18 protein-coding genes are annotated in these 17,849 nt (G+C 70.0%); 9 read left to right on the forward strand and 9 right to left on the reverse strand.

Going from position 1 to position 17,849, the window contains the following annotated elements; genetic code table 11:
- The 3 genes from AOQ53_RS25635 to fabG form a co-directional block, all read right to left on the reverse strand.
- A partial coding sequence (locus AOQ53_RS25635) for a hypothetical protein (protein ID WP_059420777.1) occupies positions 1-289 on the reverse strand: 289 nt, incomplete at its 3' end.
- A 161-nt stretch (positions 290-450) separates the two neighbouring features.
- Positions 451-1,218, reverse strand: a complete 768-nt coding sequence (fabI, locus tag AOQ53_RS25640; RefSeq protein WP_059420778.1) for an enoyl-ACP reductase FabI — start codon at positions 1,216-1,218, stop codon at positions 451-453.
- A gap of 5 nt (positions 1,219-1,223) precedes the next feature.
- Positions 1,224-1,928, reverse strand: coding sequence for a 3-oxoacyl-[acyl-carrier-protein] reductase (fabG, locus tag AOQ53_RS25645; RefSeq protein ID WP_059420780.1), 705 nt, complete (start codon positions 1,926-1,928; stop codon positions 1,224-1,226).
- Between the two features lie 274 nt (positions 1,929-2,202).
- On the opposite strand from fabG, the gene AOQ53_RS25650 reads away from it, so the two are divergent.
- From AOQ53_RS25650 to tyrS, 3 genes are read left to right on the forward strand one after another with little or no spacing between them, the layout of a single operon-like run.
- Positions 2,203-3,726: a TldD/PmbA family protein gene (locus tag AOQ53_RS25650; RefSeq protein ID WP_059420783.1), complete on the forward strand. Its 1,524-nt coding sequence runs from the start codon at positions 2,203-2,205 to the stop codon at positions 3,724-3,726.
- Entirely contained in the window at positions 3,723-5,117 is a 1,395-nt protein-coding gene (locus AOQ53_RS25655) for a metallopeptidase TldD-related protein (protein WP_059420784.1), read from the forward strand. The genes AOQ53_RS25650 and AOQ53_RS25655 overlap by 4 nt, the downstream gene beginning before the upstream one ends.
- Positions 5,118-5,173: 56 nt before the next feature.
- Entirely contained in the window at positions 5,174-6,442 is a 1,269-nt protein-coding gene (gene tyrS / locus AOQ53_RS25660; RefSeq protein WP_059420785.1) for a tyrosine--tRNA ligase, read from the forward strand.
- 61 nt (positions 6,443-6,503) lie between these two features.
- Here tyrS and AOQ53_RS25665 read toward each other — a convergent pair whose 3' ends face one another.
- The gene (locus tag AOQ53_RS25665; RefSeq protein ID WP_059420786.1) at positions 6,504-6,779 is read right to left on the reverse strand and encodes a GlsB/YeaQ/YmgE family stress response membrane protein; all 276 of its coding nucleotides are present in this window, start codon (positions 6,777-6,779) and stop codon (positions 6,504-6,506) included.
- 243 nt (positions 6,780-7,022) lie between these two features.
- Here AOQ53_RS25665 and AOQ53_RS25670 point away from each other — a divergent pair, with 243 nt between their 5' ends.
- Both AOQ53_RS25670 and AOQ53_RS25675 read left to right on the forward strand, forming a co-directional pair.
- Positions 7,023-7,418 (forward strand): DUF3099 domain-containing protein, encoded by a 396-nt coding sequence (locus tag AOQ53_RS25670; RefSeq protein ID WP_059420787.1) that lies wholly within the window; start codon positions 7,023-7,025, stop codon positions 7,416-7,418.
- A gap of 216 nt (positions 7,419-7,634) precedes the next feature.
- A complete protein-coding gene (locus tag AOQ53_RS25675; RefSeq protein ID WP_059420789.1) occupies positions 7,635-7,853 on the forward strand; it encodes a hypothetical protein in 219 nt (72 codons plus the stop codon).
- Here the strand turns inward: AOQ53_RS25675 and moaA are convergent.
- The 3 genes from moaA to AOQ53_RS25690 form a co-directional block, all read right to left on the reverse strand.
- The gene (gene moaA, locus AOQ53_RS25680) at positions 7,850-8,839 is read right to left on the reverse strand and encodes a GTP 3',8-cyclase MoaA (protein WP_059420791.1); all 990 of its coding nucleotides are present in this window, start codon (positions 8,837-8,839) and stop codon (positions 7,850-7,852) included. The genes AOQ53_RS25675 and moaA overlap by 4 nt on opposite strands.
- Before the next feature lie 171 nt (positions 8,840-9,010).
- Complete coding sequence (locus tag AOQ53_RS25685) at positions 9,011-10,636, reverse strand: solute symporter family protein (protein WP_059420792.1); 1,626 nt, start codon at positions 10,634-10,636, stop codon at positions 9,011-9,013.
- The gene (locus AOQ53_RS25690) at positions 10,633-10,989 is read right to left on the reverse strand and encodes a DUF485 domain-containing protein (RefSeq protein ID WP_059420793.1); all 357 of its coding nucleotides are present in this window, start codon (positions 10,987-10,989) and stop codon (positions 10,633-10,635) included. The genes AOQ53_RS25685 and AOQ53_RS25690 overlap by 4 nt, the downstream gene beginning before the upstream one ends.
- Before the next feature lie 256 nt (positions 10,990-11,245).
- Between AOQ53_RS25690 and AOQ53_RS25695 the strand changes: the two genes are divergently transcribed.
- The 4 genes from AOQ53_RS25695 to AOQ53_RS25710 all read left to right on the forward strand — a co-directional run bounded on the left by AOQ53_RS25695 (position 11,246) and on the right by AOQ53_RS25710 (position 15,989).
- The gene (locus tag AOQ53_RS25695) at positions 11,246-12,775 is read left to right on the forward strand and encodes a S8 family serine peptidase (RefSeq protein WP_059420795.1); all 1,530 of its coding nucleotides are present in this window, start codon (positions 11,246-11,248) and stop codon (positions 12,773-12,775) included.
- A gap of 59 nt (positions 12,776-12,834) precedes the next feature.
- Positions 12,835-14,355, forward strand: coding sequence for a S8 family peptidase (locus AOQ53_RS25700; protein WP_059420796.1), 1,521 nt, complete (start codon positions 12,835-12,837; stop codon positions 14,353-14,355).
- Positions 14,356-14,492: 137 nt separating this feature from the next.
- Entirely contained in the window at positions 14,493-14,963 is a 471-nt protein-coding gene (locus AOQ53_RS25705) for a hypothetical protein (RefSeq protein ID WP_236711819.1), read from the forward strand.
- A 51-nt stretch (positions 14,964-15,014) separates the two neighbouring features.
- On the forward strand, positions 15,015-15,989 hold the full coding sequence (locus tag AOQ53_RS25710) for a CopD family protein (RefSeq protein ID WP_174523348.1): 975 nt from the start codon (positions 15,015-15,017) through the stop codon (positions 15,987-15,989).
- Positions 15,990-16,053: 64 nt separating this feature from the next.
- Here AOQ53_RS25710 and AOQ53_RS25715 read toward each other — a convergent pair whose 3' ends face one another.
- Complete coding sequence (locus AOQ53_RS25715) at positions 16,054-16,734, reverse strand: lysoplasmalogenase (RefSeq protein WP_059420800.1); 681 nt, start codon at positions 16,732-16,734, stop codon at positions 16,054-16,056.
- Complete coding sequence (locus tag AOQ53_RS25720; RefSeq protein WP_059420802.1) at positions 16,731-17,645, reverse strand: sterol desaturase family protein; 915 nt, start codon at positions 17,643-17,645, stop codon at positions 16,731-16,733. Before AOQ53_RS25720 ends, AOQ53_RS25715 begins: the two co-directional genes overlap by 4 nt.
- Positions 17,646-17,849: the final 204 nt, after the last annotated feature.

Genomic DNA, 17,849 nt, shown 5'->3' on the forward strand with positions numbered 1-17,849 from the left:
GCCGCACGGTCTGTGCGGGCCCGGCCTCCACCGGGGAGCTGTCGGTGTCGATGTCCCACCAGCGGGCGCACTCGACGTGCAGGCTCACACGGTCGGCCTGCGGGTAGGGGTTGTGGCAGTACGCGGTCACCCGGGAACCGGTGACGCGGGTCCGGCACGCGGCGCCGAACGGCTCCGCCGACTCCTGCTCGGCGGCGGGCACGCGCGCGTGGGGCGCCGCCTCGTACGCCAGGGTCATCACGAGAGCGACGGCGAGGGACAGTGAGGCCGTTCGGCGGGACAAGCGCACAAGGGGACCTCCTCGGCCGTGCTGGGGAGGGGATCGCGTGGTGAACGCGTACTCCAGGGTGCCCGGTTGTGAGCCTCTCCCGCCCGGCCGGATGACCCGAACGGGTGACGCCCCGCTCCCCGCGCGCTGCGGGAAACGGGGCGCCTACGGCGTACGGGAGATCAGGCTCCGATGGCGTGCAGACCGCCGTCGACGTGGATGATCTCGCCGGTGGTCTTCGGGAACCAGTCGCTCAGCAGCGCCACGACGCCGCGGCCGGCCGGCTCGGGGTCCTTCAGGTCCCACTCCAGCGGGGAGCGGGAGTCCCACACGGACGCCAGCTCGCTGAAGCCCGGGATGGACTTGGCGGCCATGGAGCCGAGCGGGCCGGCCGAGACCAGGTTGCAGCGGATGTTCTGCTTGCCCAGGTCGCGGGCCATGTAGCGGCTGGTGGCCTCCAGGGCGGCCTTGGCCGGACCCATCCAGTCGTACTGCGGCCAGGCGAACTGCGCGTCGAAGGTCAGACCGACGACCGAGCCGCCGTTCTGCATCAGCGGCAGACAGGCCATGGTCAGCGACTTCAGGGAGTACGCCGAGACGTGCATGGCGGTGGCGACCGACTCGAACGGCGTGTTGAGGAAGTTGCCGCCGAGGGCGTCCTGCGGGGCGAAGCCGATGGAGTGCACGACACCGTCGAGGCCGCCGAGCTCCTCGCCGACGATGTCGGCCAGGCGCCCGAGGTGCTCGTCGTTGGTCACGTCGAGCTCGATGACCTTGGTGGGCTTGGGGAGCTTCTTGGCGATGCGCTCGGTCAGCGTGGGCCGCGGGAACGCCGTGAGGATGACCTCGGCGCCCTGCTCCTGGGCCAGCTTGGCGGTGTGGAAGGCGATGGAGGCCTCCGTCAGCACACCGGTGATCAGGACGCGCTTGCCCTCGAGAATTCCGCTCATGGTGATCAGTGACCCATTCCCAGTCCGCCGTCAACGGGGATGACGGCTCCAGTGATGTACGAGGCGTCGTCCGAGGCGAGGAACCGCACCGTCGCGGCGATCTCCTCCGGCTGCGCGTACCGGCCGAGCGGGACCTGCTTCACGATGCCGGCGCGCTGCTCGTCGGAGAGCACCGCGGTCATGTCGGTCTCGACGAAGCCGGGCGCGACGACGTTGAAGGTGATGTTGCGCGAGCCCAGCTCACGGGCGAGGGAGCGCGCGAAGCCGACGAGGCCGGCCTTGGAGGCGGCGTAGTTGGCCTGCCCCGCGGAGCCGAGCAGCCCGACGACCGACGAGATCAGGACGACGCGGCCCTTCTTGGCGCGCAGCATGCCGCGGTTGGCGCGCTTGACCACACGGAAGGTGCCGGTGAGGTTGGTGTCGAGGACCGAGGTGAAGTCCTCCTCGGACATGCGCATCAGGAGCTGGTCCTTGGTGACGCCGGCGTTGGCGACGAGGATCTCGACGGGGCCGTGGGTCTCCTCGATCTCCTTGTAGGCCTGCTCCACCTGCTCGGCGTCGGTGATGTCGCACTTGACGGCGAGGAATCCGGCCGGCGGCTCACCCGAGCGGTACGTGATGGCGACCTTGTCGCCGGCATCGGCGAAAGCGCGGGCGATGGCGAGGCCGATGCCCCGGTTGCCTCCGGTGACGAGAACCGAGCGGCTCAACGGATCACCCTTTCGATAGCGGTCTGACTGCCCCGCCCGGGCGCCTGGACGACAGGCGGTGATGACAGGCGGCTTCCTCGAAAACCTATCGGTCCGGACAGGGCTGCGGACAATCGGGCACCCACAGTGGCGTACGGGACTCACTGTCGGGTCCCTACAGAAAGCCGTGCGCCCGGGTCGGGAAACTCGTGGCCCGCGCGCGGGATGAGGCGACATGATCGGAGCAGTCACGAACGTACGGCAACCACGGTCACCTCGACAGAAAGAGACGGCGGTGCCTCATACCATCGACGAGGCCTTCACGGCCCTTCCCCTACGCGCCCTCGCCGACGCGGCCCTCGCCCGCGCGCGTGCGCTGGGCGCCGAGCACGCGGACTTCCGGTTCGAGCGGGTACGCAACGCCTCCTGGCGGTTCCGGGACGCCAAGCCCGCCGGGTCGTCGGACACCACCGACCTCGGGTACGCGGTGCGGGTGGTGCACGGCGGCACCTGGGGGTTCGCGTCCGGCGTCGACCTCACCCTGGACGCGGCGGCCCGGGTCGCTGGGCAGGCGGTGGCCATGGCCAAGCTGTCCGCCAAGGTGATCAAGGCGGCCGGATCCGAAGAGCGCGTCGAGCTGGCTGACGAGCCGATGCACGCCGACAAGACCTGGATCTCGTCGTACGAGATCGATCCGTTCACCGTGCCCGACGAGGAGAAGGCCGGGCTGATCGCGGAGTGGAGCGCGCGGCTGCTGGCGGCCGGCGGGGTGGACCACGTCGACTCCTCGCTGCTCACCGTCCACGAGAACAAGTTCTACGCCGACACCGCCGGGACCGTGACCACGCAGCAGCGGGTGCGGCTGCACCCGGTGTTCAACGCCGTGGCGGTGGACGAGTCGAGTGGCGAGTTCGACTCCATGCGCACCCTCGCGCCGCCCGTGGGGCGCGGCTGGGAGTACCTGCGGGGCACCGGCTGGGACTGGGAGGGCGAGCTGGAGCAGATCCCCGAACTGCTCGCCGAGAAGATGCGCGCGCCGAGCGTCGAGGCGGGCCTGTACGACCTGGTCGTCGACCCGTCCAACCTGTGGCTGACAATCCACGAGTCCATCGGGCACGCCACCGAGCTGGACCGCGCGCTCGGCTACGAGGCCGCCTACGCCGGCACCTCCTTCGCCACCTTCGACCAGCTGAACAAGCTGCGGTACGGCTCGGAGCTGATGAACGTCACCGGCGACCGCACCGCCGAGCACGGCCTGGCCACGATCGGGTACGACGACGAGGGTGTCGCCGCGCAGTCCTGGGATCTGGTGAAGGACGGCACGCTCGTCGGCTACCAGCTGGACCGGCGGATCGCGAGGCTGACCGGCTTCGAGCGGTCCAACGGATGCGCCTACGCCGACTCCCCCGGGCACGTGCCGGTGCAGCGCATGGCCAACGTGTCGTTGCAGCCGGACCCGGCGGGCATGTCGACCGAGGATCTGATCGGGGGCGTGGAGCGGGGCATCTACGTCGTCGGCGACCGGTCCTGGTCGATCGACATGCAGAGGTACAACTTCCAGTTCACCGGGCAGCGGTTCTACCGGATCGAGAACGGGCGGCTGGCCGGGCAGCTGCGGGACGTGGCCTACCAGGCGACGACGACCGACTTCTGGGGCTCGATGGCCGCCGTCGGCGGTCCGCAGACCTACGTCCTGGGCGGCGCCTTCAACTGCGGCAAGGCCCAGCCGGGCCAGGTCGCGGCCGTGTCGCACGGCTGTCCGTCGGCCCTCTTCAAGGGCGTCAACATCCTCAACACCACCCAGGAGGCCGGTCGATGAGCGCGCGCACCACCAAGCCGCACGAGGTCGTCGAGCGGGCCCTCGAACTGTCCCGGGCGGACGGCTGTGTCGTCATCGCGGACGAGCAGTCCACCGCCAACCTGCGCTGGGCGGGCAACGCGCTGACCACGAACGGTGTCACGCGCGGACGCACGCTCACCGTCATCGCGACGGTCGACGGCAAGGAGGGCACGGCCTCGGGGGTCGTGTCACGGTCCGCCGTGACGGCCGACGAGCTGGAGCCGCTGGTGCGGGCCGCCGAGGCCGCCGCGCGCGGCGCCGGGCCCGCCGAGGACGCGCAGCCGCTGGTCACGGGCGTCGCGCAGGCACCGGAGTTCACGGAGGCGCCCGCCGAGACCTCTTCCGCCGTGTTCGCCGACTTCGCTCCGGCGCTCGGCGAGGCCTTCGCACGCGCGCGTGCGGGCGGCCGGGAGCTGTACGGCTTCGCCAACCACGAGCTGGTGTCGACGTATGTGGGGACGTCCACGGGGCTACGGCTGCGGCACGACCAGCCGAACGGGACGCTGGAGCTGAACGCCAAGTCGCCGGACCGGACCCGGTCCGCCTGGGCCGGCCGCTCCACACGGGACTTCAAGGACGTCGACCCGGCGGCGCTGGACGCGGAGCTGGCCGTGCGCCTCGGGTGGGCCGAGCGGCGCGTGGAGCTGCCCGCGGGCCGCTATGAGACGCTGTTGCCGCCGACGGCCGTCGCGGACCTGCTGATCTACCAGCTGTGGTCGGCGTCGGGCCGGGACGCGGTGGAGGGCCGCACGGTGTTCTCCAAGCCGGGCGGCGGTACGCGGGTCGGCGAGAAGCTGACGGACCTGCCGCTGACGCTGCGCAGCGATCCGAACGAGCCCGGCCTGGAGTCGGCGCCCTTCGTGATCGCGCACTCCTCCGGGGGCGACCAGTCGGTGTTCGACAACGGGTTGCCGCTCGCGCCCACCGAGTGGATGAGCCGGGGCGAGCTGCGGCACCTGACGACCAGCCGCCACAGTGCCGGGCTGACCGGCCTGCCCGTGGCGCCGGGCATCGAGAACCTGATCCTGGACGGGGGCGAGGACCGCTCCCTGGAGGAGATGGTCGCGAGCACCGAGCGGGGGCTGCTGCTGACCTGCCTGTGGTACATCCGGGAGGTCGATCCGGCGACGCTGCTGCTCACCGGTCTGACCCGGGACGGCGTCTACCTGGTCGAGAACGGCGAGGTGACCGGCGAGGTGAACAACTTCCGGTTCAACGAGTCGCCGGTCGGCGTCCTCGGCCGGGCCACGGAGGCCGGACGCACCGAGAAGACGCTGCCCAGGGAGTGGGGCGACTGGTTCACCAGGGCCGCGATGCCCGCGCTGCGCGTCCCGGATTTCAATATGAGCTCTGTCAGTCAGGGCGTATAACCTCGTAGTCGGCTGTCACCCGACTGCCCGAAGATCATCAAGGAGACACGAGAACCGTGACGGACATCGTCGACGAGCTGAAGTGGCGTGGGCTGTTCGCCCTGTCCACTGACGAGGACGCTTTGCGCAAGGCGCTCGCGGACGGTCCCGTCACGTTCTATTGCGGCTTCGACCCGACGGCGCCGTCCCTGCACGTGGGGCACCTGGTGCAGGTGCTGACCGTGCGCCGGCTCCAGCAGGCCGGTCACCGGCCGCTGGCGCTGGTCGGCGGTGCCACGGGCCTGATCGGCGACCCGCGCCCGACGGCGGAGCGCACGCTGAACGACCCGGCGACGGTCGCCGGCTGGGTCGGCAAGCTGCGCTCCCAGATCGAGCCGTTCCTGGACTTCGAGGGCGAGAACGCGGCCGTCATGGTCAACAACCTCGACTGGACGGAGAACCTCTCCGCGATCGAGTTCCTGCGGGACATCGGCAAGCACTTCCGGGTCAACAAGATGCTGACCAAGGATTCCGTGGCCCGGCGCCTGGAGTCCTCCGAGGGCATCAGCTACACGGAGTTCAGCTACCAGATCCTCCAGGGCATGGACTTCCTCCAGCTGTACCGGAGGTACGGCTGCACGCTCCAGCAGGGTGGCAGCGACCAGTGGGGCAACCTCACGGCGGGCCTGGACCTGATCCACCGGCTCGAGCCGGACGCCACGGTGCACGCCATGGCGACGCCGCTGATGACCAAGGCGGACGGCACCAAGTTCGGCAAGACCGAGGGCGGCGCCGTCTGGCTCGACCCGGAGATGACGACGCCGTACGCGTTCTACCAGTTCTGGCTGAACGTGGACGACCGGGACGTCTCGAAGTACATGCGCATCCTGTCCTTCCGCTCCCGCGAGGAGCTCGAGGAGCTGGAGAAGCAGACGGAGGAGCGTCCGCAGGCCCGGGCCGCGCAGCGGGCGCTGGCCGAGGAGCTGACGACGCTGGTGCACGGCGCCGACCAGACGGCCGCCGTGATCGCCGCGTCCAAGGCCCTCTTCGGGCAGGGCGAGCTCGCGGAGCTCGACGACAGGACGCTGGCCGCTGCCCTGTCGGAGGTCCCGCACATCCAGGTCGCCGAGCTCGGCCCGGTCGTCGACCTGTTCGCCGAGGTCGGCCTGGTGGCCAGCAAGTCGGCCGCGCGCCGCACGGTCAAGGAGGGCGGCGCCTACGTGAACAACGTCAAGGTCGCCGGCGAGGACGCGGTCCCCGCCAAGGAGGACCTGCTGCACGGCCGCTGGCTGGTGCTGCGCCGGGGCAAGAAGAACCTGGCGGCGGTGGAGGTCACCGGCGCCTGAGTGCGCGAGCGAGGGAGCGGTCTCCGGTGACGGAGACCGTCCCCTTCGCCGTTGTGCCGCCTTATGCCCTTCGTCTGTTTCCCCGGACCGCCGTGTACGCCATGTCGCCGATGGCGACGAGGACGACCGCGGCCGCCAGTTGGAACACGTGCCGCCACCAGTCGATACCCGCGGTGGCGTCCACACCCGCCGCCCGGGCTATGGCGTTGCCTCCGATGGCGCCGAGCATGCCCAGAATGACGGTCAGCCATAGGGGGACGTGCTGCTTGCCCGGAATGATCGCCTTGGCGAGCAGACCGAGTACCAGTCCCACGATGATCGCCCACAACCACCCCATCGCTGCCTCCTCGTACGGCTTGACGTGAGCACTACGCCCAGTGTCGGCCCAGGTGCCCTACGCCGCATGCCGGGGGCAGCCATACGCGGCACGGACCAGTCCGTTCGCCCGGACCGGACCGGCCCCGGTCTCGTGGCCGACGCAGGCGCGGCGTAACGTGGAAGCTGTCCCGGCCAGGCTCCCCGACCGGCCGAGGACGGCTACGGGGCGGGGAGATCCGATACGGGCGGATGGTGGAATGCGATGCGGAAGCAGCATGGCGGCGGACACGTCGAGGTGTTCCGGATCACCGGCGCCCGGGCCGGACTCCAGGAGGACGTCCGCAGGCGGCAGCGCCGGTACGTGATCTCGATGACGGTCCGCACGATCTCCGTGATCCTCGCGGCCACCCTGTGGAACGTCGAACGGCACGTCGCCGTCGTGGCGTTGGTGCTCGGGCTGGTGCTGCCGTACATCGCGGTGGTGATCGCGAACGCCGGGCGTGAGAACGCGCCATCGCTGCCGTCGACGTTCGTGGTGCCGCCGGTGCGGCCGATGATCGCGCCGTCGGGGACGCAGGACAGCCCCGCGGAATCCGTGGCGGAAGATGCCGTGTCCGGGACGGTACCGGGGGCGCGGACCGAGTCGCAGGAGCGGTAGGGGCGCTCGCGGGCGATCACAAACGGAAGTCATCTTCCCGCCAAGCTCAAGAAAAGCTCAGATCAATCATGTTGTTCAGGTGCCGGGCTCGGGGTTACCCGTGACATACTTCGTACGCGCTCCGCATCCCCCGTCGGAGCGACGGACCGACGCCGGGCAGCTCCCCCCGTGGCTGCTCGGCGTCGCCTTTTCTGTGTGCAGTGGTGAGACGAAGCTGTGAGTGACGAGACGCCCATCTGTTCCGCGAAGGGCTGCCGTGCGGATGCCGTATGGGTGCTGGCGTGGAACAACCCGAAGATCCATACGCCGGAGCGGCGTAAGACGTGGCTCGCGTGCGAGGAGCATCGGGAGCATCTGTCGCAGTTCCTCGGGGTGCGGGGGTTCTTGAAGGACGTGGTCCTGCTGGAGGAATGGGAGTCCTCGCAGAAGCCCTAGCCACCGATCGCCGACATCGGCCGGTCCGGCTGAACGAACGTCGGGTCGTCCAAGCCCGCTCCCGCCTTCTTGCCCCACATCGCGAGTCGCCAGATGCGGGCGATCTCCTCGTCCGGGGCGCCCGAGCGCAGGGCGGCGCGCAGGTCGGTCTCCTCCTGGGCGAACAGACACGTGCGTATCTGGCCGTCGGCCGTGAGGCGGGTGCGGTCGCAGGCCGCGCAGAAGGGGCGGGTGACGGAGGCGATCACGCCGACGACATGCGGCCCGCCGTCGACCAGCCAGCGCTCCGCCGGTGCCGAGCCGCGTGCCTCGTCGCCCTCGGCGGTCAGCTCGAAGCGCGCGCGCAGGGAAGTCAGGATGTCGCCGGCCGTGATCATGCCGTCCCGCTTCCAGCCGTGCTGGGCGTCCAGGGGCATCTGCTCGATGAAGCGCAGCTCGTAGTCGTGCTCCACGGCCCAGGCGAGGAGGTCGGGGGCCTCGTCGTCGTTGAGGCCCGGCATCAGGACCGAGTTGACCTTGACCGGCGTGAGGCCCGCGTCGCGCGCGGCGTGCAGGCCCTCGATGACGTCCTTGTGGCGGTCACGGCGGGTGAGGGTCTTGAAGACGTCCGGGCGGAGCGTGTCGAGGGAGACGTTGACCCGGTCCAGGCCCGCCGCCTTCAGGGCGGCCGCCGTGCGCTTGAGGCCGATGCCGTTGGTCGTGAGGGACATCTGGGGCCGCGGTTCGAGGGCGGCGACGCGCTCGACGATGCCGACCAGGCCGGGGCGCAGCAGGGGCTCGCCGCCGGTGAAGCGGACCTCCTCGATGCCGAGGGAGGTGACCGCGATGTGGATCAGGCGGACGATCTCGTCGTCCGTGAGCAGGTCCGGCTTGGCCAGCCACTGCAAGCCCTCCTCGGGCATGCAGTACGTGCAGCGCAGATTGCACCGGTCGGTCAGCGAGACCCTCAGGTCGGTGGCCCTTCGGCCATAGGTGTCGATGAGCACGTGGGCCCCCTCCCTCGACGCGGATCGTGCCCGGAGCGCTCTCTCTCCGGCACCTGCGAGCCTACGTGACACCACTGACATCCCCACAGACCCGATCCCACGACATGGAACGCGGCCGCGCCGCAGGGACCTGGAGGTTCCTACGGCGCGGCCGCGTCAGGGGGTTCGTGCTCAGTGGGCGCCGGTGCCGGTCAGGGACCGGACCTCCAGCTCCGCGAACTTCTTGACGTCCGGCTCTTCCTTGGACAGGACCGTGCCGAGCCAGCCCATGAGGAAGCCGAACGGGATGGAGATGATGCCCGGGTTCTTCAGCGGGAACCAGGCGAAGTCGACGTCGGGGAACATCGCCTTGGGGTCGCCGGAGACGACGGGCGAGAACAGCACCAGGCCCACGGCGACGATCAGACCGCCGTAGATCGACCACAGGGCGCCCTGGGTGGTGAACCGCTTCCAGAACAGGCTGTAGAGGATCGTCGGCAGGTTGGCGGAGGCCGCGACCGCGAAGGCGAGCGCGACCAGGCCGGCCACGTTCAGGTCGCGGGCGAGGGCGCCCAGGCCGATGGAGACGACGCCGATGAAGACGGTCGCCCAGCGGGCCGCGCGGACCTCCTCGGCGCCCGAGGCCTGCCCCTTGCGGATGACGTTGGCGTAGATGTCGTGCGCGAAGGACGACGACGAGGCGAGGGTGAGTCCGGCGACGACCGCGAGGATCGTCGCGAAGGCCACCGCCGAGATCGTGGCGAGCAGGATCGCGCCCCAGGTCGAGTCGACGCCGCCGAGGTGCAGGGCGAGCAGGGGTGCCGCCGTGTTGCCGGACGGATTGGACGCGATGATCTCTTCCTGTGAGATGAGCGCGGCGGCGCCGAAGCCGAGCGCGATCGTCATCAGGTAGAAGCCGCCGATGATGCCGATGGCCCAGTTCACGGACTTACGCGCGGCCTTGGCGTCGGGCACCGTGTAGAAGCGGATCAGGATGTGCGGCAGGCCGGCGGTGCCGAGCACCAGGGCGATGCCGAGGGAGATGAAGTCCAGCTTGGAGGTGCCGGTCGCGCCGTACTGGAGGCCGGGCTCCAGGAAGGCGGCGCCCTTGCCGCTGTTCTCGGCGGCCGTGCCGAGCAGGTCGGAGATGTTGAAGTTGAACTTCAGCAGCACCAGGAAGGTGATCAGGAGGGTGCCGCCGATGAGCAGCACGGCCTTGATCATCTGAACCCAGGTGGTGCCCTTCATGCCGCCGATGGAGACGTAGACGATCATCAGGATGCCGACCAGGGCGACGATGAGGATCTTGCCCGCGTCGGAGGTGATGCCGAGCAGCAGCGAGACGAGGACGCCCGCGCCGGCCATCTGCGCCAGCAGGTAGAAGATCGACACGACGATCGTGGACGTACCGGCGGCGGTGCGGACCGGGCGCTGGCGCATGCGGTACGCGAGCACGTCACCCATGGTGTAGCGGCCGGAGTTGCGCAGCGGCTCGGCCACCAGGAGCAGGGCGACCAGCCAGGCGACCAGGAAGCCGATGGAGTAGAGGAAGCCGTCGTAGCCGAAGAGGGCGATCGCGCCCGCGATGCCGAGGAACGACGCGGCCGACATGTAGTCGCCGGAGACGGCGAGGCCGTTCTGGAAGGCGCTGAACTGGCGTCCGCCGGCATAGAAGTCGGCGGCGTCCTTGGTCTGGCGGCCCGCCCAGATGGTGATGCCGAGCGTGGCCAGGACGAACAGCGCGAACAGGGTGATGATCAGCGGGCGGTGCTCGCTGGCCTCGTTCGCGGCGATAAGGGTCTGCTGTGCGGTGCTCATGCGCCGCCCTCCATCCGGGACTTGATGGCCTCGGCCTTGGGGTCGAGATTCGCGGCGGCGTGCTTCGAGTACCACCAGGCGATGAGGAACGTGGTGACGAACTGGGCGACGCCGAGAATGAGGGCGACGTTGATGTTGCCGAACAGCTTGGTGCCCATGAAGCCGCCCGCGTAGTTCGACAGCAGGACGTACAGCAGGTACCAGGCGATGAAGGCGACGGTCAGCGGGAAAGCGAAGGAGCGGTAGGAGCGGCGCAGTTCACCGAACTCCGCGCTCTCCTGCACCTCGGTGAACTCCTCGGGTGAGGGGAGTTTGTGTTGCTCTTTCGAGGGGGGCGGTGCGTCGGTGGCCACGGAGCGTCTCCTCGCGATTACGGAAGCGGTTTTGAACAGGGACGGAGGCGAGTGTCCTCGCGCTCCTTGTCCAACGTCACGGCGGCACGCGAGAACCGGTTCAACCGCGCGGCGTTCTTTCCGAAGTCGTTTCGGCAAAACGTTGCTGGCCAGCGAGAGCGCGGGATAGCTTCACCCTGCACCACCTCGTCATGTACCTGCCCGAGCACCACCTGTGCCTCGGGCCGGTTTCGTTTCCGGAGGATGTGGAGACCCCATGTCTCATCTGCGTTCCAGACGCCGGCTCGCCCTTGCCGTGCCCGTCGTGCTGTCCCTGACGGCCTCGCTGGGCTTCCTGCCCGCCGCCGCGTCGGCGGCCCCGCGCGCCGAGTCGGCCGCGCAGACGGCAAACGCGCCGAAGCTGGCGTACGTCGTCAACACCAAGGTGGACCGTCGCACGATCGCGTCGGTGAAGAAGGCGGTCGGCGCGGCCGGCGGCACGGTCGTGGCCACGTACGAGCGGATCGGCGTGATCGTCGCCCACTCCTCGAACCCCGACTTCGCCAAGAGCGTCCGCACGGTGCGCGGGGTCCAGTCGGCGGGCGCGACGCGCACGGCGCCGCTGACCGCCGCGGGGACCAAGGAAGAGGGCGCGGTCGAGTACCTGACGGCCGCCCAGGCCAAGCGCACCGAGGCCGCCTCGGCGAAGACGCCCGAGAGCGAGCCCCTCGAGGCCGACCAGTGGGATCTGCGCGCGATCGGCGCCGACAAGGCCGCGAAGATCAACCCGGGCAGCGGCAAGGTGACCGTCGCCGTGATCGACACCGGCGTGGACGACACCCACCCCGACATCGCCCCGAACTTCTCCGCGTCGCAGTCCGCCAACTGCGCCGGCGGCAAGCCCGACACCAGTCAGGGCGCCTGGCGGCCGTACACCCCGGAGGACTACCACGGCACGCACGTGGCCGGTGAGATCGCCGCCGCGCGCAACGGAATCGGCGTGGCGGGCGTCGCACCCGGTGTGAAGGTCTCCAGCATCAACGTGACCGACCGGGCGAGCGGCCTCTTCTACCCGGAGAGCGTGGTGTGCGCCTTCGTGTTCGCCGCCGACCACGGCGTCGAGATCACGAACAACAGCTACTACGTCGATCCGTGGCTGTACAACTGCATGGACGATCCGGACCAGCGAGCCATCGTCGACGCGGTCAACAGGGCGCAGCTGTACGCGCAGAAGAAGGGCACGCTCAACGTCGCCGCGGCGGGCAACTCCAACCACGACCTGGACGCGGACGCGATCGTCGACGCCTCCAGCCCGAACGACACCACGCCCGTCGAGCGCACGATCGACCCGCACGAGTGCTTCGACATACCGACCCAGCTGCCGGGTGTCGTCACGGTGAGCTCGACGGGCGTCGACAACGAGAAGTCGTACTTCTCGACGTACGGCAAGGGCGTCGTCGACGTCGCGGCGCCGGGCGGCGACCGGCGCTACCAGATACCCGACACGCCCTCGAAGGACGGCCGCATCCTGTCCACCATGCCGAACGGCGCGTACGGCTTCCTCCAGGGCACCTCGATGGCCTCCCCGCACGCCTCCGGTGTGGCCGCGCTGCTGAAGTCCAAGCACCCCTGGGCGTCCCCGGCCCAGCTCCAGGCCCTGATGAAGGCGCAGGCCGACCCGACTGCCTGCCCCGAGTCGTACGACCAGGACGGTGACGGCACGCAGGACGCGGTGTGCGAGGGCGGCAAGCGCGTCAATGGCTTCTACGGGTACGGCATCGTCAACGCGCTGCGCGCGGTCAAGTGACGCGCGCTTCCCAGACCTCCCGCACAGCCCGCTCGTACCGCGAACGAACTGGAGACACCATGACAGCGCCGCACGCGCGCTACCGCCGCGCCGTCGCGATCCCGGCCGGGATGGCCATGGCCACGGCCCTCGCGTTCCTGCCGAACACCACGGCCGCGGCCGCCGACGAGGCGCCCGCGGCGGTCTCGGCCGACGCGACCTCGCTCAGCTACGTTGTCAACGTCAAGCCGGGCCACGGCACTTCGGCGTACGTGAAGAAGGCCGTCGGCAAGGCCGGCGGCACGGTCGTGACGTCGTACGACCAGATCGGCGTCATCGTCGTCCACTCCTCGAACCCCGACTTCGCCAAGACGATCCGCACGGTGCGCGGCGTGCAGTCGGCCGGTGCCACCCGTACGGCGCCGCTGCCGACTGCGGTGACGGCCGACCTGGGCGCGCCGAAGGTGCTGAGCGCGGCCGAGGTCGCCAGGGCCGAGGCCCCCGCCGGACAGGACCCGCTCGAGCCCCAGCAGTGGGACCTGCCCGCCATCAAGGCGGACAAGGCGCACGAGAAGTCGCTGGGCAGCGAGAAGGTCACGGTCGCCGTGATCGACACCGGCGTCGACGACACCCACCCCGACATCGCGCCCAACTTCGACCGAGGCGCGTCGGTCAACTGTGTCTCGGGCAAGCCGGACACGTCCGACGGGGCCTGGCGGCCTGGCGCATCGGAGAGCCCGCACGGGACGCATGTGGCGGGTGAGATCGCCGCCGCGAAGAACGGCGTCGGCATGACCGGTGTCGCGCCCGGGGTGAAGGTCTCCGGCATCAAGGTGTCCAACCCGGACGGCTTCTTCTACACGGAGGCCGTGGTCTGCGGCTTCGTGTGGGCGGCCGAACACGGCGTCGACGTGACGAACAACAGCTATTACACCGACCCCTGGTACTTCAACTGCAAGAACGACCCGGACCAGAAGGCGCTGCTGGACGCGGTCACGCGGGCGTCGCGGTACGCGGAGAAGAAGGGTGCGGTCAACGTCGCGGCGGCCGGCAACGAGAACTACGACCTCGCGGCCGACGAGATCACCGACCCGTCGTCCCCGAACGACTCCACGCCGGGTGGGCGGGTCGTCGACCCGTCCGAGTGCCTCGACATCCCGACCCAGCTGCCGGGCGTCGTCACAGTCGCCTCGACGGGTGCGAAGGGCATCAAGTCGTCCTTCTCCAACTACGGCCTCGGCGTAGCCGACATAGCCGCCCCGGGCGGCGACTCGACCGCCTACCAGAAGCCGGCGCCGCCGGCCACGAGCGGTCTGATCCTGGGCACGCTGCCGGGTGGCAAGTGGGGCTACATGGCCGGTACGTCGATGGCGTCCCCGCACGTCGCGGGCGTCGCCGCCCTCATCAAGTCGACGCACCCGTACGCCTCTCCGGCCCTGGTGAAGGCCCTGCTGTACGCGCAGGCCGACGCCACGCCGTGCACGGACCCCTACGACATCGACGCCGACGGCAAGATCGACGCGGTGTGTGAGGGTTCGAAGAACCGCAACGGCTTCTACGGGTGGGGCATCGCGGACGCGCTGGACGCGGTGACCAAGTAGAGCTCGTGTGGAGGTAGTCCGGGCCGGGCGGGGACACCTGCCCGGCCCGCTTCCTGTCTGCGGCAGGATTCTTTGTCATGGACGTGTACGTGGATCCCTCGACCTGGACAGCGCGACCGGTCCGGCCGAGATGGGAGTTGGCCCTGCGGTTCGCCGGGAGTGTGGTGTGGTTTCCGGTGGTGTGTGTGCTGTGGGTGGCGGTGGTGGCCGCGTTTCTCGTCGTCGGCATGTTCGCCGAGGTGATCACCGCGTTCAGCAACACCCTTGAACGCGGCTACCTCCGCGCCATGGAGGTGATGGTGAACCGGGTCGCGCGCCTGGCCTCGTGGTGCGTGTCCTGGCCGGAGCTGCGGCATGAGGGAGATGCTGAGTACTACAAGGCGCGCGTGGACAAGGTGGTCGCGAAGCGGACCGCCCGGGCCTCGGCTCCGGTCGAGCCGAACAAGCCGCGGCCACCGCAGGACTGCGCGATACCGCTGCGGGCCTACCGCGGCGTAGGCGGCTGGTACGTCGCCGAGGTGGCGCTCGCGCAGGGATGGGAGCTGCGGCCGACGGACGTGCGCAAGGAAGTCCGGTTGTGGTGGTCGGCCGCATCGAAGGTTGCTTGAGTTCGTTCTCGCGGATTTGCCAGCCTTGTGAAGGCTGGTGAAGATCTCGGGGTGACCTTGACAAGACCCGCCGCCCTCCTGGTGCTGGTGGCACTGGCCGCGTTGATCCCGCTGCTCGGCCCGTCCACCGCGCTGCAGGGCACCGGGGAGGCCTCCGTGCCCGGCGCCGGCGGCATAGCCCTGCTGCGGGCGGTGCTGTTCGCGGCCCTGTGCGTACCGATCGGCGAGCTGTTCGTGAACCGGCTGGCGCGTTCCGTGCCCGGCGCGGAGAGGGCCACCGGCCGGCCGGCCGTGCCCCGCAGCTGGTCACCGCCCGCGGCCGTCGCCGGGTTCTTCGCCGCCCTCGGGCTCGCCTCGGTCGTGGCCACGGGCAATCTCGTCCCTGACGGCCTGTCGGACATCGACGTGGGCGGGCTCTACGCGTCCAGGGACGGCAAGCTCGCCCTGCTGGAGGTCAACGCGTTCCTCGTGGCGGGGCTGTGTGCCGTGTCGCGCCGGCCGGCCACGCAGCTGTGGCCGCTGGCCGCCGTGGTCGTCGCCGAGGCCCTGCGCGCGCACCCCGCGATCGAGCACACCCCGCTGACCGGCTCCGGACTGACCCTCGTCCACCTGACCTGTGCGGCGCTGTGGGCGGGCGGCCTGCTGCACGCGCTGCGGACCCTGCGGCTGTGGCACGGCCGGCACGGCACGGAGGAAGGCGCTGCCCTGCTGGGTCTCTACGCGCGCGTGGCGGCCGTTCTGCTCGCCGCCATTACCGCCACGGGCGTGTGGAGTTCACTGCGCCGGATGCCGCCGGAGACGGTCCTGGAGCAACTGACGGCGACGGCGTACGGGCGCGCCCTGCTCGCCAAGGTGCTTCTCGTGGCCGCCGTCGCCGCCCTCGCCCTGTGGGCACAGCAGCGGTTGCGCCGGGCGGCCGACCCGCTGACCGCCTGTGCGCCGGCACGGGCGGAGGTGGTCGCGCTGGGCCTGGTGGTCGCCGTGTCCGGACTGCTGACGGCCCTTCCGCTCCCTATCCGCTGGTGACGCTCGCCATCCGCTGGTGACGTTCCCGAACGCGCTGGTGAAGTTCCCCGTCCGCCGATGGGTCTCAGACGGCGCGCATCTCTCCGTACGTCGCCGCCGGCGCCCTGCGCGCGTTCAGCGCCTCGATCGTGCCGCCGGCGAGGAGGACCTGTGCGGCGATGTACGTGAGCATGATCCAGAAGTCCGGCACGGGCGGCTGCGGCCAGTCGGCGACGCCGGTGGCGATGAGCGTGTCGGAGAGCAGGAAGAGCGCACCGCCGAGTCCGGTGAAGAGGCCGAGCCGGATGGCGGCTCTGTACGCCATGGCCGTGAGCAGGAGGCTGTACCCGGCGACGGGCAGGCGTAGGTCCGCGGGCAGGTCCGGCCACAGCAGCGCGACGGTCGTGACCAGGGCGGTGGCGTAGCCCAGGGCGAGCAGGCCCGCACGCGCGCGTGGCACCGCGTACCGGCTGCCGTGCGTCCAAAAGAGGACGAGGTAGCAGAGGTGTCCCGCCGCGAAGCAGCCCATGCCGGCGAGGAAGGCCGACTCGGCGTCGGACAACAGCAGGACGTCACCGCCCCAGCCGAACAGCAGGGCGGCCACGAGCGGCCGGGGTGCCCGGCGCAGGACGGCCCAGAGCGCCAGGAGCGGCATCAGCAGCGGCTTGGCGACGGCGTGCCCGGCGTCGAAGCCGGCCGCGAGGGAGCCGAGGTCGACGGCGACGGCGAGACCGAAGGCGCCGAGGACGAGCCGGGAGTGGCTCACGTCGACGTGGGCTTTCCGACGGACGACGAGGTCGTGGCCGGGGCCTCGGTCGTCCTGATGGTGAGCGCCGGTGCCGGAGCCGGCGCAGGCCCCCACCCCGGCCCCCGGAACACCCGCCCCGCACGCTCGCGCCAGTCGCGCGCTGCCTTCAGGTCCTTCGCGATGGACACGTACTCGTGCGTCGCCACCTTGAGCAGGTTGTGCGTGTTGATGTTCTTGGTCAGTCCGTACACGGGCCGCACGGTCTCGGCGACGAAGGATCCGAACAGCCGGTCCCAGACGATGAGGATGCCGCCGAAGTTGCGGTCCAGGTAACCGCCTTGGGAGGCGTGGTGGACACGGTGGTGCGACGGGGTGTTGAAGACGAACTCGAACCACCGGGGCATCTTGTCGATCCGCTCGGTGTGGATCCAGAACTGGTAGACGAGGTTCGCGGAGGAGCAGAAGGCGAGCGCGGCCGGGTGCACTCCGGCCGCGATGAGGGGAACGTAGAACGGCCATACGGTCAGGGACGTCCAGGGCTGACGCAGCGCGGTGGTGAAGTTGAACTTCCGGCTGGAGTGGTGGACCACGTGACAGGCCCACAGGATGCGGATGACGTGATGGCCGCGGTGGGACCAGTAGTAGAAGAAGTCCTGCGCGAGCAGCATCAGCGGGACGGTCCACCACAGCACGGGCACGCGCAGGGGCGTGAGTTCGTAGAGGGCCGTGTAGAGGGCGACGATCGGGATCTTCCAGAGGAAGTCGAAGGCGAGGCTGCCGAGCCCCATGCCGATGCTCGTCGCGGCGTCCTTCGCCTCGTAGCCCGCCGCGTCCTCGTCGGGGTGGAGACGGTAGCTCACCATCTCGACCACGGTGAGCAGGACAAAGGCGGGTATCGACCACAGCACGACATCGGGCAGGTTCGGCATGCCTGAACCGTAGGACCGCCGCTCTGCCCCGGCTAGACGTTGTTACCGACAAGTATTACCGACGGTACGCGCTTGCTTCTTGGCGATCTCCACCAATCCGGCGTGGCCGCCCGGCCGGGCGGATGAGGGTCGATCAGACGTACGTCTCGCGAACGGACAGACCGGACAAGACGCCTGAGGGAGCATCGGAAGAGCGGAGCCTGC

It is taken from the genome of Streptomyces azureus, from assembly GCF_001270025.1.
GTDB classification, from domain to species: Bacteria; Actinomycetota; Actinomycetes; order Streptomycetales; family Streptomycetaceae; genus Streptomyces; species Streptomyces azureus.